A 21,800-nucleotide genomic window follows, 5' to 3' on the forward strand; every position below is an offset into this window, starting at 1 on the left:
TACTTTCTTTCATTAATACTCTGTAGCTGTCCCCCCTGGGCGCCCTCATGGTCTGGGCGGGTACGGGCGGCCCCGGTGGCGGGCTCGGCCCGGGGACGACGGCGCGCCGTCGTCCCCGGGCCGAGCCGGCGCGGCTCAGGCCCAGGGGGCCGTCGGGTACCACGGGATGATCTCGCGGCGGGCGAGCAGCCGCACGTCCCAGTAGAGGAACGTGAAGGCGCCGGCGACGATGAACGCGACCGCGGTCAGGACCGCCAGGCGGCTCGGCCGGGCGCTGAACCAGCGTTGCAGGCGGGAACCAGCGAGCCAGGCCAGCAGCAGGAACAGCACCGCCATGATGACGATGTTGCCGAGCGACTGGAGCGTGAAGGCCGCCGCGCCGTAGAGCGGGTTGCCGCTCTCGGCGGCGTCGCGGAACATCTGCCGGAACAGCGCGAAGGGCCGGCCGATCAGGAAGCCGGCGATCAGCGCGCCCATGAAGACCATCGGCGCGTTGGGGAACCGTCGGGCGAGCCGGGCGAACGGATCCGGCACGACGCCGAGCGAGGCCAGACCGAGATAGACCATGATGAGCCCGATCGCGCCGAAGACCACCATGGACTGGATGCTCCGCGGCGACAGTCCGCCGGGGGCGTTGGGCGCGGTGGAGAACTGCGGCATCGAGGTGCCGACGAGGCCGACGACCGCGCCGTAGGCGGCCGACACCGCGATCATGCCCACGGACATCCAGCCCAGCGGCTTCAGCGGGGCGACGAACCGGCTGAACCTGCCGCCCGTGGTGCCGGTCAGCGGGGCCAGGGCGCCGAACGCGGCGATGTTGCAGGCGGTGAACGTGCCCGCGACGCCGGAGACGAAGGCGAAGAGGATGCCGGCCGCGAGGCCCTGGATGGGCGTCTCCTTGGCGTCGTGGCCGAGCAGCGTGTTGGCGACGTTGTCGCCGATGGTCCGGTCCACGAACTCGGCCGACCAGATGACGGTCAGCAGGAACCCGCCGAGGACGCTGAGCAGGATGATCAGCCCTCGCCGCCGGGGGAAGTGCCCGTTGACGAACGCGGACGTCCCGATCCGCACGGCGTCGGGGCCGAGCCGGACGGGCGCGTCGGGTCGCTGGGGGGACCGCTGGGTCTGCGTCACATGCGCTCCTCGGGTGGGGGAGGGACCTGTGGGGAGGGGCCGGTGGGAAGGCGGGGAGAGGACGCGGGCGCCGCCGTCGACGCTGGCGCCGACGCCCGCGATCGGCGTCGACGACCGCCGATCGACGTGTACGACCACCGGTCGACGTGGACGTGCCAGCATGGCGCCTTCAAGCATCCGGATGGTGCGGGTCGATGTCCGCGTTTCATCATGGGGTGGCCGCCGTCGGTCCGGTTCTTCCATCGTGCGCAATCTCCGTGGCCGTTCTGCCCGCTCTGGGTGCCGGTCAGCTCCGGAACGGGCCGGCTGCCCGCCGCGAGGACGTGCGTGGGTCCACCCCGTCCGGCTTGTCGCCGGCCGGTGATCGGAAAGGCGACCCCACGTCGCGCTTGTTGCCTACATTTTGCAATAAGCTCGGCGTGGGAACGACGGCTTCTCGAAAGGACCACGCATGCCGGACGCGCTCACCCGGACCGCCGCGGACGGCTCGCCGCACACCGTGTCCGAGTTGATGACGGCCTGGGGGCACGGCTGGGCGGTCTGCCGGGGCACCCCCGCCCCCGTCGCCGTTCCCGGCGGCTTCCGGGTCGACGTGGGCCTGCCCGGTCACCGCGTACGCCACGTGCTGCACACCTACGACGCCTGTTCGCTCGGGCGGCTCGGCCGGGAGCTGACGCAGCCGGGCACCTGGATCAAGGTCAGCGGGGACCGGGCCGGCCTCCGCGCCGCCCTGCCCGACGCCTGGACGCTGGACAGCGCCGGACACCTCATGAGCGCGCCGCTGACCCCGGGCGCGGTCGAGCCGCCCGCACCGTACGCGACGCGGGTCTTCGCCGAGGGCGGGGTCGTCGTCGCGACGGTCCTCGACGCGGCCGGGCGCCGGGCGGCCTCCGGGCGGCTGGCCGGCGCCGGGGAGTTCGGCATCGTCGACCAGGTCGAGACGGAGCCCGCCCATCGGCGGCGCGGGCTGGGCAGGGTCGTCATGCGGGCGCTCTGCGACCACGCGGCGCGGCTCGGGATGCGCACCGGGATCCTCGTCGCCACCGACGACGGACGCGCCCTGTACCGCGCGCTCGGCTGGACGGTGCGATCGGACGTCTCGGGCGCCTTCCTCAGGGAGGACCCGGGCCCGGCCTGACGTCCGGCCGCGACGGGCGACGGGCGGCGCCGACCGGTGGACGGTGGGTCGTGGTGGCCCCGGTCAGGGGATGGGCCACTCGTGGACCGGCCGGTTGCTGTGCATCAGCGCCACGTAGTGCCGCACCACCTCGCGCAGCGCCTCCGGCCGGTCGAGGTGGTCGGCGGACTCCAGCCGGTGCAGGGTCTCCACCTGCCAGCTCGCCCCGTTGCGCCCGGTCAGGCACCGTTGCTCGATGATGCCGAGCAGCCGGTCCCGCTCGGCCGGGTCCAGGCCCCACCGGTCGAGCCCGTGGTGGGCCAGCGGCAGCAGCCGGCGCAGCACCAGCTCGGTGACCGGGAGATAGCCCAGGCCGGGCCAGAAGACCTGGGCGTCGATGCCGTGCCGGGCGCAGGCGGTGAAGTTCTCCTCGGCCGCGCTGAACGACATCTGCGACCACAACGGCCGGTCGGCCTCGGCGAGCGCCCGGACGAGGCCGAAGTAGAAGGCGCCGTTGGCCACCGTGTCGAGCACCGTCGGCCCGGCCGGCAGCACCCGGTTCTCCACCCGCAGGTGCGGGCGGCCCTTCAGCACGTCGTAGACCGGGCGGTTCCAGCGGTAGACGGTGCCGTTGTGCAGCCGCAGCTCGGCGAGCTTCGGCACGTCCCCCCGGGCGAGGGCCTCGGCCGGATCCTCTGCGTCGCAGACCGGCAGCAGCGCCGGGAAGTAGCGGACGTTCTCCTCGAACAGGTCGAACACCGTGGTGATCCAGCGCTCGCCGAACCACACCCTCGGGCGTACGCCCTGGGCCTTGATCTCCTCCGGCCGGGTGTCGGTGGCCTGCTGGAACAGCGGGATGCGGGTCTCGCGCCACAGCTCCCGGCCGAAGAGCAGCGGCGAGTTCGCGCCCAGGGCCACCTGGATGCCGGCGACGACCTGCGCGGCGTTCCAGTAGTCGGCGAACTGGGCCGGGCTGACCTGGAGGTGGAACTGGGTGCTCGTGCAGGCCGCCTCCGGGGTGATGGTGTCGGCGGTGACCGCGAGCCGTTCCACGCCGTTGATCGCGATCCGCAGGTCCTCGCCGCGGGCGGCGAAGATCTGCTCGTTGAGCAGCGCGTAGCGCGGGTTGGCAGACAGCGTCTCGGCGGTCAGGTGCTCCGGCCGCAGCGTCGGCAGGATGCCGATCATCACCATGTGCGCGCCGACGTCCCGCGCCCTGGTCTCGGCGGCGTTGAGGCTGGCTCGCACGTTCTCCTCGAACTCGCGGGTGCCGGTGCCGGCCAGCCGGCGCGGCGCCACGTTGATCTCGACGTTGAACTGGCCCAGCTCCGTCTGGAAGCTCGGGTCGGCGATGGCGGCCAGCACGTCGGCGTTGCGCATGGCCGGCATCGAGCCGTCGTCCACCAGGTTCAGCTCGATCTCCAGCCCGGTCATCGGCCGCTCGACGTCGAAGCGGGACTCCCGGAGCATCTCGGCGAAGACGTCCAGGCACCGCCGCACCTTCTCGCGATAGCGGGCCCGGTCCTCGCGACTGAAGGTCCGTACGCCGACGTCCTCGCCCATGGTCACCGCCCTGTCACCGTTGGTTCCCCTAACCTCGCACGCGCGGGGCGGGCCGGGGAAGACCCGAAGCTTCTTGTACGTACCCACCCGGGGCCCGAGTGATCCCTGTCGCCTCGGCCGGTCGTGCGGCCGGCGCGGCACCGGGGGTGGCTAGCATGTGCGGCAACCAGGTGGGGGAGTGACGATGCGCGAGAAGATCACCAGGCTGTTCGTGGCGGCGGCGGTCGCCGAGGCCTGCTCCTGGCTGGCCCTGCTGGTGGGCATGGCCGTCAAGTACGGCCCCCCGGGCAACGAGATCGGCGTGAAGATCTTCGGCCCGGTCCACGGCGCGCTCTTCGTCGCGTACGGCCTGCTGGTCCTCGCGGTGGCCCGGCTGCACCGGTGGCGGCTCTGGCCCACCCTCGTGGCGCTGGCCTGCGCCGTGCCACCGTTCGCCACCCTGGTCTTCGAGCGCTGGGCGGCCCGGCGGGGGATGCTGCGCACGGCCGGCGAGCCGGACCGGCCGCTGACCCCCGTCGGCTGACCGCCGCCCCACCCGCCGAGGGCTTCGCGGTGGGGCCGAGCGGAGACGGGGCGGCCGGCGCGACGCCGAGCGGTCAGCCGGCGAGGAAGTCGGCCAGCGCGGCGGCGAGCTGCTCCGGGGCCTCCTCGGCCATGTGGTGGCCCGAGTCGATCGAGGCCACCCGCACGTCGGCGGCCCAGTCCCGCCAGATCGCCGCCGGGTCGCCGTACAGGTCGACCATGTCGTCCCGCTCCGACCAGCAGAACAACACCGGGCAGGCGATCCGCCGCCCGGCGGCCCGGTCGGCGTCGTCGGCCGCCCGGTCCGGACCGAGCCCGGCCCGGTAGTCCTCGCACATCGCGTGCACCGTCGCCGGGTCGTGGATGGCCCGGCGGTAGTCGGCGTACGCCTCCTCGCCCATCGCGGCAGGCGATCCCCCGTACCAGGCGTCCGGGTCGGCGGTGATCACCCGCTCCGCCGGCTTGTCCGACTGGCCCAGGAAGAACCAGTGCCACCAACGGGCCGCGAACCGGGCGTCGGCGCGCGCCAGGGCCTCGCCGATCGGCACCCCGTCGAGCACGCCCAGCCGGCTGACCCGGTCCGGGTGGTCCAGCGCCGTGCGCATCGCCACGTAGCAGCCCCGGTCGTGCCCCACCACCGCCGCCCGGTCGTGCCCGAGCGCGTCGAGCAGGCCGACCACGTCGCGGGCCATCGCCCGCTTGGCGTACGCGGTGTGCCCGGGGTCGCTCGGCGGCTTCGACGAGCCGCCGTAGCCGCGCAGGTCCGGGCAGATGACCGTGTGCTCGCGGGCGAGCAGCGGCGCGACCCGGTGCCAGGTGGCGTGGGTGCGCGGATGCCCGTGCAGCAGCACCACGGGTGGGCCCGAACCGCCGTGGCGTACCCGCAGCCGGACCTCGCCGACGTCGATCTGCTCCAGCGTGAAGCCCTCGAACATAGCCCCACGGTGCCCGTCGGCGCGCCGCCGGAAACCGCGCGGGCCCCTGGCGTCCCGCCGCTCGCCGCCGGGCCGCGCGGCCGGGTGCCGGGCGATCCGGCTGTCAGGTCAGCGCGGACCAGGCCACCAGGGCGGCGACCAGCAGCGCGCCCAGCGCCGCCTGGAGCAGCAGCGGCGGCCCGAGGTGCGACCACAGGGTGGCCGTGCGCGGGGTGAGCAGCTGGCCCGTCGTCAGGTTCACGATCCGCTCGATCTTCGGCGGCAGGTCCGGGTCGCCCTGAGGGCGCAGCGTGAGCTGCACGTGGTCGGCGGGGTGCAGGGCGCTCTGCGGCAGGTGCCCGTGCAGCTCGACCTCGCAGAGCCGCCCGGCGGCGTCGCGCAGCCGCACCGGGGTGACCAGGTATTCCGGGCCCTTCTTCAGCTCCTTGAACCGGCGACGGGCGGCGCCGGAGCCGGCGGAGAACAGGGAGCGGGCCAGCGCCATCAGCAGCCCGACCACCCCGGCCGCCGCGAGGACCGCGACCAGCACCGGCTGGCCGATGCGCACCTCGCGCGGGTAGCCGTCCATCAGCCGGATGATCCGTCCCGTGACGATCCGGTCGGTCGGGTGGACGATCCGACGGATGTGCAGGTCGCTGTCCATTTCCACCACCCAGAGTCCGGTTCCGTTCACTGATGGTATCGGCCATCCGGGTTGAACGACATGAATGAAATCCGGTCACGCGCTCGCGGCGGCCAGGTGACAACCGCAGCGGCGCGGGTAAGCGGGGGGCCGAGCTGGAAAGGGGTCGAGCATGCAGCTGTCCTTCCTGCGCCCGCTCTACGACCGGCCGGGACCGTGGGTCTCGGTGTACCTGGACGCGTCCGCCAACACCGAGGACGCCCACCCGGCGCTCGATCTGCGCTGGCGGGCCCTGCGCCAACAACTTCAGCAGCAACGCGCCGACGTGGACACCATCGACGCCGTCGAACGCCTCGTCCGGGGGCACGACCCGATGCCGGGGGACTACGGCCTGGCGGTCTTCGGCGCCCGGGGCCGGGTGGTGCTGTCGGAGTACCTCTCCGCCCCGCCGCTGCGGGACCTCGCCGCGTACACCTCGCTGCCGCACGTGATGCCGATGCTGGCGCAGCGCGGCGAGCAGGTGGCCTGGGTGCGGGTGCTGGCCGACCGGACCGGCGCCGACGCCATGGCGATCAGCGCCGGCGGCGTGCCGCGCCGCGCCCACGTGACCGGCCGGGAGCACTTCCAGCTGCGTCGGGTGCAGCCCGGCGGCTGGTCGCAGTCGCACCACCAGAGGGCCGCGATGGAGGCCTGGCACCACAATGCGGGCGACGTCACCGCCGCCACGGTGGAGCTGGCCGAGAAGGTCGGCGCGGAGGTGGTGGTGGTCGCCGGCGACGTGCGCGCCACCGGCGTGATCGCCGCCCAGATGCCGGAACGCTGGCAGGACCTGATGGTCCGCACCGACGCCGGATCCCGGGGCGGCGGCGCCGACCAGAGCCTGCTCGACGACCTCACTGTGCAGACCATCGCCGAGGTGGCCGACCAGCGGATCACCGCCGTGCTGGACCGCTTCGGCATGCAGGAGGACGTCGGCGCCGGGCTGGATGCCGTCGTGTCCGCCCTGCAACGCAACCAGGTCGAGACGATGCTCATCGTCGACGACCCGTCCGCCACCGGGGAACTCTGGATCGGGCCGGACCCGACCGAGATCGCCACCGACCCGGGGCAGCTCGCCGCCATGTCCGTACGCGACCCGGAGAAGGTCCGCGCCGACGCCGCCCTCGTGCGCGCGCTGGTCGGCACCGACGCCGAGCTGACCGTGCTGGGCCCGGACGAGGCACCGGAGCTGACCGACGGCGTCGGGGCCGTGCTGCGGTACGTCGACGCGGGCACGCCGGGGCGTGACGATGGCTGAGCGTACGGTGGCCGACCTGGTGGTCGAGCGACTGCGCGCCTGGCGGGTGCCGCGGGTCTTCGGCTACCCCGGGGAGGCCATCGCCCCGGTGGTCGAGGCGTTGGACGCCTCGGGCGGGGACCCGGCGTTCGTGCCGGCCCGGCACGAGGAGACCGCGTCCTTCATGGCCACCGGGCACGCCAAGTTCACCAATGGCATCGGGGTCTGCCTGGCCACCCAGGGGCCCAGCGCCGTCCACCTGCTCAACGGCCTCTACGACGCCAAGCTGGACAGCAAGCCGGTGGTGGCGATCGTCGGCGAGGACATCTCGGGCCCGCTCGGCGGGGCCCACCAGGAGATCGGGCTGAGCCGGCTGTTCGCCGACGCGTGCAACCAGTTCGTCCGGTACGGCCGCATCGCCGAAGGGGTGCCGGCCCTGCTCGACCAGGCGTTCCGCGTCGCCGCCGCGACCCGCAGCCCGGTCTGCGTGGTGTTGCCACGCCAGTTGCAGGAGGCCGCCGTGCCCGACCTGCAGTCGCACGCGGCCGGGGTGTTCTCGGCGACGCCGGGCGAGCCGCTGGCCCGGGTCCTGCCGAACGAGGTCGACCTGGACGCGGCCGCCCAGCTGTTCGCGAACGGCCAGCGGACCGCGATCCTGGTCGGGCAGGGCGGGCGCGGCGCGGCCGGCGAGATCGTCGCCCTCGCCGACCGGCTCGGCGCCGGGGTGGCCGTCTCGCTGCTCGGCAAGCCGGTGCTCGACGAGCGGCTGCCCTTCCACACGGGTGTGCTCGGTGAGATCGGCACCCCGGCCGCCGTCGAGCTGATGGGCGGTTGCGACACGCTGCTGCTGGTCGGCACGAACAACCCGTGGACGGACTACTACCCGATGCCGGGGCAGGCCCGCACGGTGCAGATCGACATCGACGGCCGCCGCATCGGCACCCGCTACCCGGTGGACGTCCCGCTCGTGGGCGACGCCCAGGAGACGTTGCAAGCGTTGCTGGCCCGGGTGCCCGACCGGCCCAACGCCCGGTGGCGGGAGACCGTCGAGGGCTCGGTCGACCGGTGGCGCGCCGAGCGGGCCGACCGGGCCGCCGCGCCCGCGGAGCCGGTGAACCCGCAGCTCGTGCTGCACGAACTCGCCACCAGGATCCCGCGCCGCGGGGCGGTGGCGGTGGACGTCGGATCGGTCAGCTACTGGTACGCCCGGCACCTGGAACTGCCCCCGGGCGTCAACGCGCAGCTCTGCGGCACGCTCGGCGCGACGGGCTGTGCCCTGCCGTACGCCGTGGCGGCCAAGCTCGCCGCCCCGGACCAGCCGGTGATCGCCCTGCTCGGCGACGGCGCGATGCAGCTCAACGGGCTGACCGAGCTGATCACCGTGGCGCACCACTGGCGGGGGTGGCGCGATCCCCGCCTGGTGGTGCTGGTGCTCAACAACCGGGACCAGTCCGGCATCGGCGGCGGCCGTAAGCCCACCGATCCGACGCACCGCCTGCCCGACGTGCCGTACGCCGGCTGGGCGCGGCTGCTCGGCCTGCACGGGGTGCGCGTCGACCGGCCGGAGCTGGTGGGGGCGGCCTGGGACGAGGCGCTGGCGGCCGACCGGCCCTGCGTGCTGGAGGCGGTGGTCGATCCGGCGGTGCGGTTGGCGCCGCCCGAGCCCGCGTTCGCGGACCTGCGTGAGGTGTTCGCCGAGGGCGACGCCGCCCGGCGGGTGCGCGACCGGATGCTCGCCGCCGGCGTGGCCGTGGAGGTCGACGACCTCGTTTAACGGCCCATCGCGCGGGCACTGAGGACGGGCAGTACGACTGCTGGAGGTCACCTTGTCAGAGTCCCCGGATCGCCGGTACGGTCCCGCGCCCCTGCCGCAGCCCCGTGGACCGGTCTCGGCGGCGCTGCTGGACGCGCTGCGGCGCACGCCGCACGACCTTCCGGCGGGGCTCGGCAGCGGGCTCGACCCGGCCGCCCCGATCACCGACGAGGACCTCCAGCTCACCCTCTTCTGCTGCTACGAACTGCACTACCGGGGCTGGCAGGGCGTCGACGAGGGGTGGGAGTGGCAGCCGTCCCTGCTCGCCCTGCGCGCGTACGCCGAACGCCACTTCGAGGCGGCGGTGCGCGCGCTGGTGGGGCCGCTGCCGGCGGCGCTGCCCGGCGGGGTGCCGGCGGCCCTGGCCGACGTGGTCGCCGCCGACGACGGGCCGTCGCTCGCCGGGTACCTTCAGCGCCGGGCGTCGCTGGCGCAGTTCCGGGAGTTCGTCACCCACCGCTCGATCTACCACCTGCGGGAGGCCGACCCGCACAGCTGGGCCCTGCCGCGCCTCGGCGGCCCGGCGAAGGCCGCCCTGGTCGAGATCCAGATGGACGAGTACGGCAACGGGCGGCTGGACCGGATGCACGCCGAGCTGTTCCGGGTCACCCTGGGCCGGCTGGGGCTGGACACCGGCTACGCCGCCCACCTGGACGCCGTGCCGGCGGTCACCCTCGCCACCAACAACCTCATGTCGCTGTTCGGGTTGCACCGGCGGCTGCGCGGGGCGCTGCTGGGGCACCTCGCCGCGTACGAGATGACGTCGTCGCTGCCGAACCGCCGGTACGGCAACGGGCTGCGCCGCCTCGGCCTGGACGGCCCGGCCACCCGCTTCTACGACGAGCACGTCGAGGCCGACGCGGTGCACGAGCAGATCGCCGCGCACGACCTGTGCGGGGGCCTGGTCCGCGTCGAGCCGGGCCTCGCCCCGGACGTGTTGTTCGGCGCCGCCGCCGCGCTGGCGGTGGACCGGCTCTTCGCCGCGCACCTGCTGGACGCCTGGACCGCCGGGCGCACCTCCCTGCGCGCCACCGCCGCAGCGATCCGCATCGACCTGCGCGACCGCCCGCGCGCCGCCGACCTCCCCGCCGCCGTGGCCTGACCCCGCCCCCCGCCTGACCCCGCCCCCACCCCGCCCCACCCCGCCCCACCCCGCCCCCGCGGGGTCGGGCCGTCGATCATGCAGTTGTGGTGCCCCGCGAAGGCCGCGGAACGGTGCTTTCCGCCCACCACAACTGCAAGATCGACGTGCAGGGAGGGGAGGGGAGGGGGAGGGGAGGGAGGGCCGGGGGTCAGGGGGTCAGGGGGTCAGGGGGTGTTGCGGGTGGTGCCGGCGCGGAAGTTGACGGCCTTGTGGGTGCCGTCGCAGAACGGCTTGAGTGCCGACTTCCCGCAGCGGCACAGCGCCACCGTGCCCCGCCTCGCGTCGATGGTCTCCCCGTCGGGGGTGACCAGGGCGAAGTCGCCCCGGACCAGCAGCGGCCCGTCCTGGTAGGGGGTGATGGTGGCCGCCGCGGGAGTGTCGTCGTCGGTGCGCATGGGCGCTCATGTGCCCCTTCCTCCGGCACTGAAACCCCTGGTCACCGGCGTGCCGTCGCAGCGGCGACGGGTGTCGGCGCCCGGATCGGCGGCCCGCCCGGGATCTTCTGATTGGTCCCGCCCGGTGGGGGATGCCCCGTTTGAACCCCATCGGGACGGGAAGCCGGGCCGCGTGGTGAGCGAACGAGGCAAGGTGGAGCCGGTGCACAAGGTGCGCAAGGGACTCACGGCCGACGGGGCCGGACTGGCGGGCGACCGGGTCGTGGCCGCGGGCAGTGCCGCGCGGGTCCTGGTGGCCGCCACCGCGCGGGCGCTGCGCGGGACCGACTGCGCCGACCTCGGACACCCGGGGCACCCGGGACCGCTGTCGCGGTTCGCCGGCGCGCCCGAGCCGGTGCGCCGGGCGGCGGTGATCCGGGCGGCCGGCCGGGTGGCGCTCACGCCCGGGCAGACGGCCGAGGTCGACGCCGACCGGGTCGCCCGCTGGTTCGCCGACCAGTACCCGCGCCGCCGCTACCCGGGCGCCCTGATCGGCTCCCCCCACGGCGCGGCCGCGCACCTGGCGATGGCGCTCGGCGTGCCCTGGCTGCCCGCCGGGTTCGAGATGACCGTGCACTGGGCGCAGGGCGCCGTCGACCGGCCGCAGGCCGCCCTGGACCACGGTGCCGCCCTCACCGCCCGCCTCCTCGGCGGCAACGCCGACCTGCACGTTCGCCAGGTGCACTGCCCCGCGAGCCGGGGCGCGCTGGCCGGCGCCACGGTCGCCCTGGCGGCCCGGTGGCGGTCCGTGCCGGCCGCGTACGCGCGGTTCCTGGCCGACCGGCTGGAGCCCGGCGCCCCGGTGCTGCTGCTGCGCGACGCCCGCACCTGGCCGGTGTTCGACTCCGCCCCGGGGCACAGCTTCCAGGTCGGCTGCCCCGGCAGCGGCCTGGACCCGGTCGACTTCCACCCGGACAGCCACGCCCTGCGCCAGGTGCTCCGCTCGGCCGGCGGGGACGGCGCGCAGTGGGCGCCGCCGGAGGTCACCGCGCCACCCGAGCCGGCGGAACACGGCGTGGACTCCGGTTTCGAGGCCGGCGTCCGCGAGTGGACCGGCCGGCACGGGCATCCCCTGCACCGGGTCCTCGTGCCACGGCCGGAGGCGCTCAGCGCCGCGACCGCCGACCTGTACCGGCGGTGGCTGCGCGCTGCCGGCAAGACCGGCAACCGGCTGGTGGTGGAGTGCGGCCGGCTGCTCGACCCGTGGCAGGTGGTGCGGGCCGGGATGGTGCCGTACTGGTGCGAGAACGCCACCCGGCGCAGCGTGGAGGCGGTGGAGTGGTGGCTCGCCGGGAGCGAGCCGTTCAGCTCGGTGGACGTGCTCCCCGAGCCGCCCGGCCTGCGGTCGCCGGCGCTGGCCGGGCTGCCCCAGTGGCTGGCCGTCGCCGGCTTCGGACGCCGCCGGCGGGCGCTGGACCGCACCTCGGCGCGCGGCTACCCGGTCACCTCGGTGCCCACCCGCCGGGCGACGGAGGTGCTGCGGGCGCAGCCGTACGACCTGCCGACCCCGCCGCCGATGACCGTCCCCGAGGCCCTCGCGGCGCTACGCGACGGCGGCGGCGACCAGGGGTTACTGGTCTGTTGAGTCGGCCCTTTCGAAACATCCTCGCGAACCCCGGGTCCCGTGATTGAGTACCTACGGAGCGGGAACACCGCTGGCTGCGACGGCCTGATCACGCCGTCCGGCGTGGCGCCGTCGCCCGCTGACATCCCAGTCATGTGACCCACTTTCCGGCCCGGGCGTGGTGCGACCACGCGCGCGCACGACCGGTTTCCTGAATCCGGGCGGGGGACCTTCCTGAGGGAGGCGCGGATGTTCGGACAGACCACCACGACCACACCACCTCCGACCGATCGGGGCCTGGAGGACCTCGACGCGGCCGCACTGGCGTACGCGGCCCGGATCGAGGGCCTACCGCCCGAACGACGCCAGGAGGCGCGCGACGACCTGGTCCGGTTCGCCCTGCCGTTCGCGGGCCGGCTGGCCCGCCGCTACCGCGGGCGCGGCGAGCCGCTGGAGGACCTGGAGCAGGTGGCCCGGCTCGGCCTGGTCAACGCCGTCGACCGGTACGACCCGGAGCGGGGCTCGTTCACCGCGTACGCGGCCATCACCATCGTCGGCGAGATCAAGCGGCACTTCCGCGACCGCACCTGGGGCGTGCACGTGCCACGCCGGCTGCGCGACCTGATCCTGGAGGTGGGGCAGGCGACCTCCGCGCTGACCAGTGAGCTGTCCCGGGCCCCGACGGTCGCCGAGCTGGCGGAGCGGCTGGAGACGCCGCAGGAGGAGATCCTCGCCGCGCTGGAGTCGGCGGCCGGCTACAGCCCGGCCTCGCTGAACGCCCCCGTCGGCGGGGAGAGCTCGGCCGAGTTCGGCGACCTGGTCGGCGAGTCCGACAACGCGCTGGAATCCGTCGACGACCGGGTGACGGTCAGCGGGCTGCTGCACCGGCTGCCCTGGCGGGAGCGGCGCATCCTGGCCATGCGTTTCTACGGCAACCAGACCCAGGCGGAGATCGCCGCCCGGTTCGGCATCTCCCAGATGCACGTCTCCCGACTGCTGTCGCGGGCGCTGACCTGGCTGCGCCAGGCGATGCTCGCCGACGCCCCGCCGCCGTGGCAGAACGGGGCCGCCGAGTCGGAGCCGGCGAAGACGAGGATCTCGGTCCGGCACAACGGCGACCGGGTGGTCGTGGAGGTCGGCGGGGAGGTCGACCGGGACGGCGCGGACCAGCTGCGCCGGGCGATGATCGAGGCGGTGACCGGGCAGCCGGCCGAGGTGGTGGTCGACCTGGTGGGCGCGGGGGGCTTCGACGCCGGCGGCATCGCCGCGCTGATGGCGGGCCGCGAGGCCGCCGCCCGCACGGGCGTGCCGCTGCGGCTGACCCGCGTCCAACCGGCCGTGCGCCGCTCGCTCACCGCGGCGGGGCTGGCGGCGGCCCGGGAGTCCTGAGCACGACGTCGGAAAGGGCCGGCACCCCTTCTTGGGGGTGCCGGCCCTTCGGCGCGTCCGCCCGCTCTGCGCCGGGCCGAGTGGGGTGTCGGGTACCGCCCGCTCGACGCTCTGCGGTGTCGCCGGGCCCGCGCGGGGGCGCGTACGTCCGCTCAGCGCTCGGGGGTGTCGCCGGGGCCGCGCGGGTGCCGCCAGCGGTCGTTGGCCTGCGGCTCCCGGTCGGCGCCGAGGCGGGTTTCCTCCGGCTCGTCGGTCTGCTCGAAGCTGGGCCGGCGGATGTCGTCGGGCTCGGGGACGTCGACCGGCCGGGCCCCGGACTGCGCCGCGGGCTGGTACGCGGCGGCCTCCCGCGCGCCGTGCGCCCCCTCGGCGGCCGGCGCCTCGGGCAGGTGCTTCTCGCGGTGCAGTTCGTCGCGGAAGTCCTGCGGCGGTTTGGTGGTGCGCTGGGGCAGGTCCCGGCCGAGGTCGGCGACGAGCGGGCCGTACTTGGCGTCGAAGGCGGGCCGCTCGGAGCGGATGCGGGGCATCCGGTCGAAGTTGCGCAGCGGCGGCGGGCAGGTGGTCGCCCACTCCAGCGAGTTGCCGAAGCCCCACGGGTCGTCGACGTTCACCATCGCGCCGTACCGCCACGACTTCCAGGCGTTCCACATGAAGAAGAGCGTGGACGCGCCGAGCACGAAGGCGGAGATGCTGGAGAAGGTGTTCAGGGCGGTGAACCCGTCGCTCGGCAGGTAGTCGGCGTACCGGCGGGGGAAGCCCTCGTTGCCCAGCCAGTGCTGGACGAGGAAGGTGCCGTGGAAGCCGAGGAACATCGTCCAGAAGTGGGCCTTGCCGAGCCGGTCGTCCAGCAGCCGGCCGGTCATCTTCGGCCACCAGAAGTAGAAGCCGCCGAAGAGCGCGAAGACCACCGTGCCGAACAGCACGTAGTGGAAGTGCCCGACGACGAAGTACGTGTCGTGGGTGTGCCAGTCCGCCGGCGGACTGGCCAGCAGCACCCCGGTGAGGCCGCCGAAGAGGAAGGTGACCAGGAAGCCGATCGCGAAGAGCATCGGCGTCTCGAAGGTGAGCTGCCCCTTCCACATGGTGCCGATCCAGTTGAAGAACTTCACGCCGGTGGGCACCGCGATCAGGTAGCTCAGGATGCTGAAGAACGGCAGCAGCACCTGGCCGGTGGCGAACATGTGGTGGGCCCACACGGTCATCGACAGCACGGTGATCGCGGCGGTGGCCAGCACCAGACCCGTGTAGCCGAAGATCGGCTTGCGGGAGAAGACCGGGATGATCTCCGTGATGATGCCGAAGAACGGCAGCGCGATGATGTAGACCTCGGGATGACCGAAGAACCAGAACAGGTGCTGGTAGAGCATCGGGCCGGCGGTCATCGGGTCGTAGACGTGGGCGTTGAGCAGCCGGTCGGCGGCGAGCGCCAGCAGCGCCGCGGCGAGCAGCGGGAACACCAGGATCACCAGCACGCTGGTGAAGAGCATGTTCCAGGTGAAGATCGGCATCCGGAACATGGTCATGCCGGGCGCGCGCAGGGTGAGGATCGTGGTGATCAGGTTGACCGCCCCGAGGATGGTGCCCAGCCCCGAGATCACCAGGCCGATCACCCACATGTTGGCGCCGACGCCGGGGGAGTGCTCCTGGCTGCTCAGCGGCGAGTACGCGGTCCACCCGAAGTCGGCGGAGCCGCCCGGGGTGAGGAAGCCGCCGAGCACCATCAGGCCGCCGAACAGGTAGAGCCAGTACGCGAGGGCGTTGAGCCGGGGGAACGACACGTCCGGGGCGCCGATCTGGATCGGCACGATGTAGTTGGCGAACCCGAACGCCGCCGGCGTGGCGAACAGCAGCAGCATGACCGCGCCGTGCGAGGTGAAGAGCTGGTTGTACTGCTCGGAGGAGAGGATCTGCATGCCGGGCCGGGCCAGTTCGGCGCGCATCAGCATCGCCTGGATCCCGGCGACCAGGAAGAAGCCGAACGAGCTGAGCAGGTAGAGCAGCCCGATCTGCTTGTGGTCGGTGGTGGCCAGGAACCGGGTCAGCTTCCCGCCGGGCAGCGCCTTGCGCAACGGCCCGGGATAGCCACCGAAGCGTGCCGGTGCCAAGATCGCCGGTCCCCGGTCGCGTGGTTCCGTGGTTACCCGCTTGGGCATGTGACTCTCACCCCGCCAGACGACAGATAGGACGGCGCGGCTACCCGCCCCTCCGCCCATGAAACCAGGCCACAGCGGTCATTCAGGCGAGAGTGGTAAATTCGGCTAATTCGCGGGCAGTATGGCCCAGACGACCTTTCCGTCGCCGGCCGGCGCGCTGCCCCACCGCTGGGCCAGCTCACGGACGAGCATCAGCCCCCGGCCGCCCTCGGCCCGCAGGTCCGCAGCGCCGGCCCGCACGGTGGCCCGGTTGCCGTCCGCCACCACCAGGTGCAGGTACGGCCGGCACAGGGTCAGCGTCACCTGCATCGGCGTGCCGGCGTGCCGGACCACGTTGCCGACCAGCTCGCTGAGCACCAGCGACGCCGGGCCGGCAGCTTCCGGCAGGTTCCAGCGGGCGCACGCGTCGGCGACCAGCTCCCGCGCCCGCCGGCAGGCCTCGGCGACCGGTTCGAGTCGGGCCCGCAGCCGGGGCGACGCCGCCGCGTTCGCCGCCCGGGTCGCCTCGTCGCAGTCGCGGCGCACGGGCACCACCCGGCAGGCGGTCGACTGGGCCAGCCAGGTCGCCGCCTCGGACGGCGGGGCGCACAGCACGACGGGCACCGCCGGCCAGCCGGCCGCCCGGCGGGCGGTGGCGGCGAAGACCGAGAGGGCAAGTCGGTCACGCACGGTGACGTCGGTGAGGTCGACCACGAGGGCGTCGGGCTGGCTGGCGAGGCACCGGTCCAGCACCGTGTGCACGCTGCGCATGGTGCCGAGGTCGAGGCCGCCATGCAGGCGTACGAGGGTCACGGGTGACCCGTCGTGCACCTCACAGGTGATCCGGCTCGGCATCGTGCGCCTCGTTTCGCGATCGTCGGAATCTGCGAACTACCCGGGCGCGCGGAGGGTCAAACGAACCGGCCGGGGCGTCGTCGCCCCGGCCGGTTGCGCTGCGTCACCGGTGGCGTCGGCCCCGGGTGGTCAGGATGCCGAGCGCGATCATGCCCAGACCGAGGAACAGGTGCAGCCAGTTGTCGGCATTGTTGACCGGGATGAAGTTGGCTGCGCTGTCGTGGTCGATCACCAGGCCGTAGAGCCAGAGCACCAGGTAGATCGCGCCACCGCCGATCAGGTACGTCCGCGCGCCCGAGACGGTGCGGGCCAGCACCAGCCCGGCCACGCCGAAGAGCAGGTGGACGATGTTGTGCAGCACCGAGACCTGGAACAGGCCGAGCAGCTTGGCGTCGGAGTCGTGCCCTGCGAAGCGCAGGTCGCCGAAGCTGCTGGTGATGCCCGGCACGAAGCCGAGCAGGCCGACCAGGAGGAAGACCACCGCCACGGCGGTGGCGGCCCGCCGGACGGGAGCCCTGCCGTCGGCCGGGTTGTGCCGGGCGCGGGAGCGCGCCATGGGACCGGTCACCGCCGTCTCCTCACTGTGCGGGAACGCTGAGCGGGAACGCTGAGCGGACCGCGCCTTCCCGCTGCTCCCACCGCCAAACCCCGCCGCCGGCGAATCGTCCCGATCCGCGGGTCCGGCCCCGGCACGGAACCGGGGCCGGCCCACCGTGACGGCGGTCCGGCCCCGGGACGCGCAGCGCCGGTCAGGCCGGTTGCAGGCGCCCGGCGGCGGCGAGCCGGCGGACCCGCTCGTAGAGGCCCACGTACTTCTCGGCCATCACCGCGGGGGTGAAGCGGACGGCGGCCTCGCGCCGGCACTCGTCCGGGTCCAGCAGGCTGGCGGCCAGCAGCAGGTCGCCCAGCTCCTCCTCGTCGGTGGTGAGCAGGCCGGTGCGGCCGTGCTCGATCAGCTCGGGCAGGCAGCCTCGGGCGGTGGCCACCACCGGCGTGCCCAGGGCCAGCGACTCGACGACCGCCGTGCCGCCCGGCTCCTCCCAGCGCAGCGGGAACAGCGAGGCCCGGGCGCCGGCCAGCAGGTCGTCGCGTTCCTGCCCGGCCACGGTGCCCACCCAGCGGACCAGGTCGCCGTCGACGTGCGGCGCCACCTCGTCGTAGAAGAACCGCACGTCCGGGTTCTGCCGGGCCTCGTCCCCGGCGGCGGCCAGGTCCTCCGGCCGGTGGTACGGGCCGACGGGCCCGGCGAGCACCAGCGGCACCCCCACCCGCCGGGCGAGGCGCGCGCCCACGTCCTGGCCCTTGCCCGGGTTGATCCGCCCCAGGATGATCAGGTAGTCGCCCTTGTCCGCCCGGGGCCGACGGTCCGCGCCGACGGCGAGCGGGGTGGACAGGTGCACGTGGCCCACCGAGTGCTCCCGCAGCGCCCGTGGCGCGCGGGCCAGCTGCGAGGCGGAGACCCCGTTGACCCGGACCCGGTCGCCGCCGTCGAGGTTGCCGTAGAGCGCCGGGTGCTTGGCCAGGTCCCAGTGCAGCGTGTGCAGGGCCGGCGGGGCGTCCGGGCCCATCGCGGCGAGCGTCGCCAGGCCGACCGCCTCGACGTGGTCGTGCACCAGGTCGATGTCGTCGCGCGAGTGCAGGGCCCGCACCACCCCGTTCAGGTGCGCCTGGGCGATGCCGCAGACCTGGTTGTACGGCCGTTGCAGGGCGTGGAACTGCCCGTCGGGGAAGACGGAGAACTTCTCGTCGACCGGCAGCGTGCTGCTGTCGACCGAGGCGAGCACCACCCGTACGCCGAGGCGGCGCAGCTCCGGCACCAGCGTCGCGATCACGTTCTCGATGCCGCCGTAGCCGGGCGGCGGCACGGACAGCCACGGACCGGCGTTCATCAGGACGGTGAGGCTCATGCGGGATTCCTTCCCTCGGCGGGGCCCATGGCCGTCCGCGCCCGGTCGTGCGGGGTCACAGCAGGTCGCGCGTTCACGCCGCGGCGACCCGTCGGCGGGGGATCCGGTGCCGCAGCTCCGCCAGGGGCGGCCGCTCCTCGACGGAGACGTCGCTGACGACGATCTCCCGGTCCAGGTTCGGCAGGGCGTCGGAGCCGCCGCGCCGGAACTGGGTCAGCAGGGCGGCGGGCATCGCGCCCGGCGCCGCCCAGCCGCGCCGCTGCAACCGCGACCAGGCGGTGAGCATGATCTGGGCCGACATCCGGCCCAGCGCCGCGGTGTCCTGGTGGCGGTGCTTGCGCTCGCCCAGGTCCACCTGGGCCAGCGCGTCCAGCCCGACCATCTCGAGCAGGTCGATGAGCATCGCCGTCTCGACCCCGTAGCCGGAGACGAACGGCACCCGCTCCAGCACCTCGCGGCGGCCGGCGTACTCACCGGCGAGGGGCTGCACGAAGCCCGCCAGCTCGGGCCAGAACAGGTTCAGCATCGGCCGGGCCATCAGCTCCGTCACCCGCCCGCCGCCGTCGGCCTCCACGCTGGACGCCCCGACCAGCGGGCGGTGGTAGAAGCCCTTCACGAAGTCCACCGACGGATCGGTCAGCAGGGGACCGATCAGCCCGGTGACGAAGTGGGGGCGGAACTCACGCAGGTCGGCGTCGATGAACGCCACCACGTCGCCCTCGGCCGCGGCCAGTCCCGCCCAGAGCGCGTCCCCCTTGCCGGTCAGCCGGGGCAGGCCGCGGGTCATCGCGTCCTGGCTGACGACCTCGGCGCCGGCGGCGCGGGCCACCTTGGCGGTGCGGTCGGTGGACCGGGAGTCCACCACGATCAGCTCGTCGACCAGGGCCACCCGTTCCATCAGGTGCTCCCGGATCGTCGACACGATCGCGCCGACCGTCGCCTCCTCGTTGCGGGCCGGCAGCACCACGCTGACCCTGCTGTCGCCCTTGGCGCGCATCAGGCGCCGCGCCGGCCAGTCACCCGCCGACGTGGTGCGGTAGGTGGCCCAGGCCTCCACCACCGGTGACACCATCGTTTCCGTGTTCCGCACAGGCACCCCCAGATCGTGGCGGAAAAACCTCAGTTGTTTTTCCCACTACCGCGCTCGCGCTAACCGCAACATGCCTAACAGCTTGATCACGACAGTGACGTGACCGGGTTCCGCCCTGGTGAACGTTTGGTTGCGCCCACGCGGGGGGAGTGCAGTCGTCGGAACGCGAAACTGTGGCGAAAGGGCTTTACATGCGCACGTGCCGGGTGGGACTGGTAGGGGCCGGCGGGGTGGCGCAACGCCATGCCCGGGTGTTGGGCGGCTTCGCGGACGTGGAACTGCTCGGGGTGACCGACGTGGTGCCGGAGGCGGCGGCGGAACTGGCGGACGCGCACGGCGCCCGCACCTTCGGCGACGTCGAGGAGCTGCTGGCCGCCGGGCCGGACGCGGTCTACGTCTGCGTGCCGCCGTTCGCCCACGGGCCGGCCGAGGAGGCGGTCGTCGCGGCCGGGGTGCCGATGTTCGTGGAGAAGCCGGTCGCCGTCGACCTGGCGACCGCCGAGCGGATCGCCGACCTGGTGGCCCGGCGGGGGCTGCTCACCGGCGTCGGGCACCACTGGCGCTACTCGCCGGTGGTGGAGCAGGCCCGGGAGCTGCTCGGCGACCGCCCGGTGCGGATGGTCAGCGGCGCGTGGTGGGACAAGGTGCCCCCGGTGGCCTGGTGGTCGCGGCGGGACCGCTCCGGCGGCCCGGTGGTCGAGCAGGCCGCCCACGTGCTGGACCTGGTCCGGTCGCTGGTCGGGGAGGTCACCGAGGTCACCGCGTACGGCAACGGCACCCCGCCGCCGGTCGACGGCGCCGACATCGACTCGGTGACCACCGCGACGCTGCGCTTCGCCGACGGCGCGGTCGGCACGCTCACCGCCGCCTGCGTGCTCGGCTGGAAGCACCGCGCCGGACTGGAGATCCTCGCCGACGGGCTGGCCCTGTCGCTGAGCGAGGACGGACTCGTCGTGCGCGACGCCGACGGGGAACGCCGCTTCGACACCGACCCGGAGGCGGCCCGGGTGGCCGTGGACCGGGCCTTCGTCGACGCCGTCCGGGGCGTCGGCGACGACGTCCGCGTCCCGTACGCCGAGGCCCTCGGCACCCAGCGGCTCGCCCTCGCGGTCGCCGACTCCGCCCGCACCGGCCAGCCCGTACGGCTGGACACGCCCGCCGCCGCGCCGCTCACCACGGGGGTGACCGTCGATGCGTGACCGCGTGGTGGTGGTCAGCGCCCCGGGGCGGGTGGAGCTCGTCGAGCAGGACGCCGCCGAGCTGACCGACGGCACGTTCCGGGTGGAGACGCTGTTCAGCGGGGTCTCCGCGGGCACCGAGCTCAGCTACGTCAAGGGCACCAACCCCTACCTCAACGTCACCTGGAACGCCGACCTCGGGCTCTTCCAGCCCGGCGCGGCCAGCACGCCGTACCCGGTGACCCGGCTCGGCTACATGCAGGTCGGCCGGGTGGTGGAGAGCCGTACCCCGGCCGTCGCGGTGGGCACCGTCGGCGCGATGACGTACGGCCACCGCAGCGGCTGGGTCGCCGACCCGGTCGCCGAGCGGTTCGTGCCGCTGCCCGAGGACCTCGACCCGCTGCTCGGCGTCTACGTCGCGCACATGGGGCCGATCTGTGCCAACGGGGTGCTGCACGCCGCCGCCGACCTGCACGGCGCGGACGTGCGGTCGCTGGGCGACGGCGTGCGGGGCCGGCGGGTCGCGGTCGTCGGCAGCGGGGTGGTGGCCCTGCTCACCGCCCTGTTCGCCAAGCGGCATGGGGCCGCCTCGGTGGTGGTGCTCGACCCGACGCCGCAGCGGCGGGCCGTCGCGGAGGCGCTGGGCCTGGAGACCCTCGACCCCGAGGCCGACGACCCGGCGGTGGTGCTCAAGACCCGCTGGGCGCACGGTCCCGGCGACCGGGGCGCCGACGTGGTGTTCCAGTGCCGGGGGCAGGCATGGGCGTTGCAGCTCGCGCTGCGCCTGCTGCGCCCGCAGGGCACGGTGGTCGACCTGGCGTTCTACCAGGCCGGCGCGGACGCGGTCCGGTTCGGCGAGGAGTTCCACCACAACGGACTGTCGCTGCGGTGCGCGCAGATCGGCCGGGTGCCGCGCGGGCTCGTGCCCACCTGGGACCGCGAGCGCCTCTCCGCCGAGACGATCGACCTGCTGCGCGCGTACGGGGACGTGATCCGCAAGCACCTGGTCTCGGCGGTGGTGCCGTTCGACGAGGCGCCGACGCTGCTGACCGACCTCGCCGAGCGGCGTCGCCAGGAGCTCCAGGTGGTGCTCACCGGCTGAGGGCCCGCGTCCGGCCGGGACCC

At 74.1% G+C, this 21,800-nt stretch carries 19 protein-coding genes; 9 read left to right on the forward strand and 10 right to left on the reverse strand.

Features of this window, described 5'->3' with window-relative positions:
• Nucleotides 1-135: 135 nt before the first annotated feature.
• The gene (locus tag AB0G08_RS26345; protein WP_358092452.1) at nucleotides 136-1,134 is read right to left on the reverse strand and encodes a hypothetical protein; all 999 of its coding nucleotides are present in this window, start codon (nucleotides 1,132-1,134) and stop codon (nucleotides 136-138) included.
• A 451-nt stretch (nucleotides 1,135-1,585) separates the two neighbouring features.
• Here AB0G08_RS26345 and AB0G08_RS26350 point away from each other — a divergent pair, with 451 nt between their 5' ends.
• A complete protein-coding gene (locus AB0G08_RS26350; RefSeq protein ID WP_358092454.1) occupies nucleotides 1,586-2,272 on the forward strand; it encodes a GNAT family N-acetyltransferase in 687 nt (228 codons plus the stop codon).
• A gap of 63 nt (nucleotides 2,273-2,335) precedes the next feature.
• Here the strand turns inward: AB0G08_RS26350 and AB0G08_RS26355 are convergent, their stop codons facing one another.
• Nucleotides 2,336-3,814, reverse strand: a complete 1,479-nt coding sequence (locus AB0G08_RS26355) for a glutamate--cysteine ligase (protein ID WP_358092510.1) — start codon at nucleotides 3,812-3,814, stop codon at nucleotides 2,336-2,338.
• A 184-nt stretch (nucleotides 3,815-3,998) separates the two neighbouring features.
• Here AB0G08_RS26355 and AB0G08_RS26360 point away from each other — a divergent pair, with 184 nt between their 5' ends.
• Complete coding sequence (locus AB0G08_RS26360; protein WP_358092456.1) at nucleotides 3,999-4,337, forward strand: DUF3817 domain-containing protein; 339 nt, start codon at nucleotides 3,999-4,001, stop codon at nucleotides 4,335-4,337.
• 73 nt (nucleotides 4,338-4,410) lie between these two features.
• Here the strand turns inward: AB0G08_RS26360 and AB0G08_RS26365 are convergent, their stop codons facing one another.
• The gene (locus AB0G08_RS26365; RefSeq protein WP_358092458.1) at nucleotides 4,411-5,271 is read right to left on the reverse strand and encodes an alpha/beta hydrolase; all 861 of its coding nucleotides are present in this window, start codon (nucleotides 5,269-5,271) and stop codon (nucleotides 4,411-4,413) included.
• A gap of 103 nt (nucleotides 5,272-5,374) precedes the next feature.
• Entirely contained in the window at nucleotides 5,375-5,923 is a 549-nt protein-coding gene (locus AB0G08_RS26370) for a hypothetical protein (protein WP_358092512.1), read from the reverse strand.
• Nucleotides 5,924-6,065: 142 nt separating this feature from the next.
• Between AB0G08_RS26370 and AB0G08_RS26375 the strand changes: the two genes are divergently transcribed.
• Genes AB0G08_RS26375 through AB0G08_RS26385 form a run of 3 tightly spaced genes read left to right on the forward strand, consistent with a single transcriptional unit; the run spans nucleotide 6,066 to nucleotide 10,084 of the window.
• On the forward strand, nucleotides 6,066-7,190 hold the full coding sequence (locus AB0G08_RS26375) for a Vms1/Ankzf1 family peptidyl-tRNA hydrolase (RefSeq protein ID WP_358092460.1): 1,125 nt from the start codon (nucleotides 6,066-6,068) through the stop codon (nucleotides 7,188-7,190).
• Nucleotides 7,183-8,943, forward strand: coding sequence for a thiamine pyrophosphate-binding protein (locus AB0G08_RS26380; protein WP_358092462.1), 1,761 nt, complete (start codon nucleotides 7,183-7,185; stop codon nucleotides 8,941-8,943). The genes AB0G08_RS26375 and AB0G08_RS26380 overlap by 8 nt, the downstream gene beginning before the upstream one ends.
• Nucleotides 8,944-8,995: 52 nt before the next feature.
• Nucleotides 8,996-10,084 (forward strand): iron-containing redox enzyme family protein, encoded by a 1,089-nt coding sequence (locus tag AB0G08_RS26385; RefSeq protein WP_358092464.1) that lies wholly within the window; start codon nucleotides 8,996-8,998, stop codon nucleotides 10,082-10,084.
• A 206-nt stretch (nucleotides 10,085-10,290) separates the two neighbouring features.
• Here the strand turns inward: AB0G08_RS26385 and AB0G08_RS26390 are convergent, their stop codons facing one another.
• Nucleotides 10,291-10,521 carry a CDGSH iron-sulfur domain-containing protein gene (locus AB0G08_RS26390; RefSeq protein WP_358092466.1) on the reverse strand — a complete coding sequence of 77 codons (231 nt, stop codon included), beginning with the start codon at nucleotides 10,519-10,521 and terminating at the stop codon, nucleotides 10,291-10,293.
• A gap of 211 nt (nucleotides 10,522-10,732) precedes the next feature.
• On the opposite strand from AB0G08_RS26390, the gene AB0G08_RS26395 reads away from it, so the two are divergent.
• The gene (locus AB0G08_RS26395; RefSeq protein ID WP_358092514.1) at nucleotides 10,733-12,145 is read left to right on the forward strand and encodes a hypothetical protein; all 1,413 of its coding nucleotides are present in this window, start codon (nucleotides 10,733-10,735) and stop codon (nucleotides 12,143-12,145) included.
• A 228-nt stretch (nucleotides 12,146-12,373) separates the two neighbouring features.
• Nucleotides 12,374-13,513 carry a SigB/SigF/SigG family RNA polymerase sigma factor gene (locus AB0G08_RS26400; protein WP_358092468.1) on the forward strand — a complete coding sequence of 380 codons (1,140 nt, stop codon included), beginning with the start codon at nucleotides 12,374-12,376 and terminating at the stop codon, nucleotides 13,511-13,513.
• A gap of 152 nt (nucleotides 13,514-13,665) precedes the next feature.
• Here AB0G08_RS26400 and ctaD read toward each other — a convergent pair whose 3' ends face one another.
• From ctaD to AB0G08_RS26425, 5 genes are all read right to left on the reverse strand, one after another.
• On the reverse strand, nucleotides 13,666-15,666 hold the full coding sequence (gene ctaD, locus AB0G08_RS26405) for a cytochrome c oxidase subunit I (protein WP_358092470.1): 2,001 nt from the start codon (nucleotides 15,664-15,666) through the stop codon (nucleotides 13,666-13,668).
• Between the two features lie 105 nt (nucleotides 15,667-15,771).
• Entirely contained in the window at nucleotides 15,772-16,500 is a 729-nt protein-coding gene (locus tag AB0G08_RS26410) for an ATP-binding protein (protein ID WP_358092472.1), read from the reverse strand.
• 103 nt (nucleotides 16,501-16,603) lie between these two features.
• Entirely contained in the window at nucleotides 16,604-17,056 is a 453-nt protein-coding gene (locus tag AB0G08_RS26415) for a DUF4383 domain-containing protein (RefSeq protein WP_358092516.1), read from the reverse strand.
• Nucleotides 17,057-17,249: 193 nt separating this feature from the next.
• Complete coding sequence (locus tag AB0G08_RS26420; protein WP_358092474.1) at nucleotides 17,250-18,407, reverse strand: glycosyltransferase; 1,158 nt, start codon at nucleotides 18,405-18,407, stop codon at nucleotides 17,250-17,252.
• Between the two features lie 73 nt (nucleotides 18,408-18,480).
• Nucleotides 18,481-19,497, reverse strand: a complete 1,017-nt coding sequence (locus tag AB0G08_RS26425; protein ID WP_358092476.1) for a glucosyl-3-phosphoglycerate synthase — start codon at nucleotides 19,495-19,497, stop codon at nucleotides 18,481-18,483.
• 191 nt (nucleotides 19,498-19,688) lie between these two features.
• Here AB0G08_RS26425 and AB0G08_RS26430 point away from each other — a divergent pair, with 191 nt between their 5' ends.
• Nucleotides 19,689-20,696 (forward strand): Gfo/Idh/MocA family oxidoreductase, encoded by a 1,008-nt coding sequence (locus AB0G08_RS26430; protein ID WP_358092478.1) that lies wholly within the window; start codon nucleotides 19,689-19,691, stop codon nucleotides 20,694-20,696.
• Nucleotides 20,689-21,777, forward strand: a complete 1,089-nt coding sequence (locus AB0G08_RS26435; RefSeq protein WP_358092480.1) for a zinc-binding dehydrogenase — start codon at nucleotides 20,689-20,691, stop codon at nucleotides 21,775-21,777. The genes AB0G08_RS26430 and AB0G08_RS26435 overlap by 8 nt, the downstream gene beginning before the upstream one ends.
• Nucleotides 21,778-21,800: the final 23 nt, after the last annotated feature.

This window comes from Micromonospora sp. NPDC023644 (assembly GCF_040640115.1).
GTDB lineage: Bacteria > Actinomycetota > Actinomycetes > Mycobacteriales > Micromonosporaceae > Micromonospora.

What these genes read in the sequence shown, in the direction of transcription:
- AB0G08_RS26415 (WP_358092516.1), bottom strand. Translation starts at nt 17,056, where the DNA reads ATGGCGCGCTCCCGCGCCCGGCACAACCCGGCCGACGGCAGGGCTCCC.
- AB0G08_RS26410 (WP_358092472.1), bottom strand. Translation starts at nt 16,500, where the DNA reads ATGCCGAGCCGGATCACCTGTGAGGTGCACGACGGGTCACCCGTGACC.
- AB0G08_RS26435 (WP_358092480.1), top strand. Translation starts at nt 20,689, where the DNA reads ATGCGTGACCGCGTGGTGGTGGTCAGCGCCCCGGGGCGGGTGGAGCTC.
- AB0G08_RS26355 (WP_358092510.1), bottom strand. Translation starts at nt 3,814, where the DNA reads ATGGGCGAGGACGTCGGCGTACGGACCTTCAGTCGCGAGGACCGGGCC.
- AB0G08_RS26365 (WP_358092458.1), bottom strand. Translation starts at nt 5,271, where the DNA reads ATGTTCGAGGGCTTCACGCTGGAGCAGATCGACGTCGGCGAGGTCCGG.
- AB0G08_RS26400 (WP_358092468.1), top strand. Translation starts at nt 12,374, where the DNA reads ATGTTCGGACAGACCACCACGACCACACCACCTCCGACCGATCGGGGC.
- AB0G08_RS26360 (WP_358092456.1), top strand. Translation starts at nt 3,999, where the DNA reads ATGCGCGAGAAGATCACCAGGCTGTTCGTGGCGGCGGCGGTCGCCGAG.
- AB0G08_RS26390 (WP_358092466.1), bottom strand. Translation starts at nt 10,521, where the DNA reads ATGCGCACCGACGACGACACTCCCGCGGCGGCCACCATCACCCCCTAC.
- AB0G08_RS26420 (WP_358092474.1), bottom strand. Translation starts at nt 18,407, where the DNA reads ATGAGCCTCACCGTCCTGATGAACGCCGGTCCGTGGCTGTCCGTGCCG.
- AB0G08_RS26380 (WP_358092462.1), top strand. Translation starts at nt 7,183, where the DNA reads ATGGCTGAGCGTACGGTGGCCGACCTGGTGGTCGAGCGACTGCGCGCC.
- AB0G08_RS26375 (WP_358092460.1), top strand. Translation starts at nt 6,066, where the DNA reads ATGCAGCTGTCCTTCCTGCGCCCGCTCTACGACCGGCCGGGACCGTGG.
- ctaD (WP_358092470.1), bottom strand. Translation starts at nt 15,666, where the DNA reads ATGCCCAAGCGGGTAACCACGGAACCACGCGACCGGGGACCGGCGATC.
- AB0G08_RS26350 (WP_358092454.1), top strand. Translation starts at nt 1,586, where the DNA reads ATGCCGGACGCGCTCACCCGGACCGCCGCGGACGGCTCGCCGCACACC.
- AB0G08_RS26430 (WP_358092478.1), top strand. Translation starts at nt 19,689, where the DNA reads ATGCGCACGTGCCGGGTGGGACTGGTAGGGGCCGGCGGGGTGGCGCAA.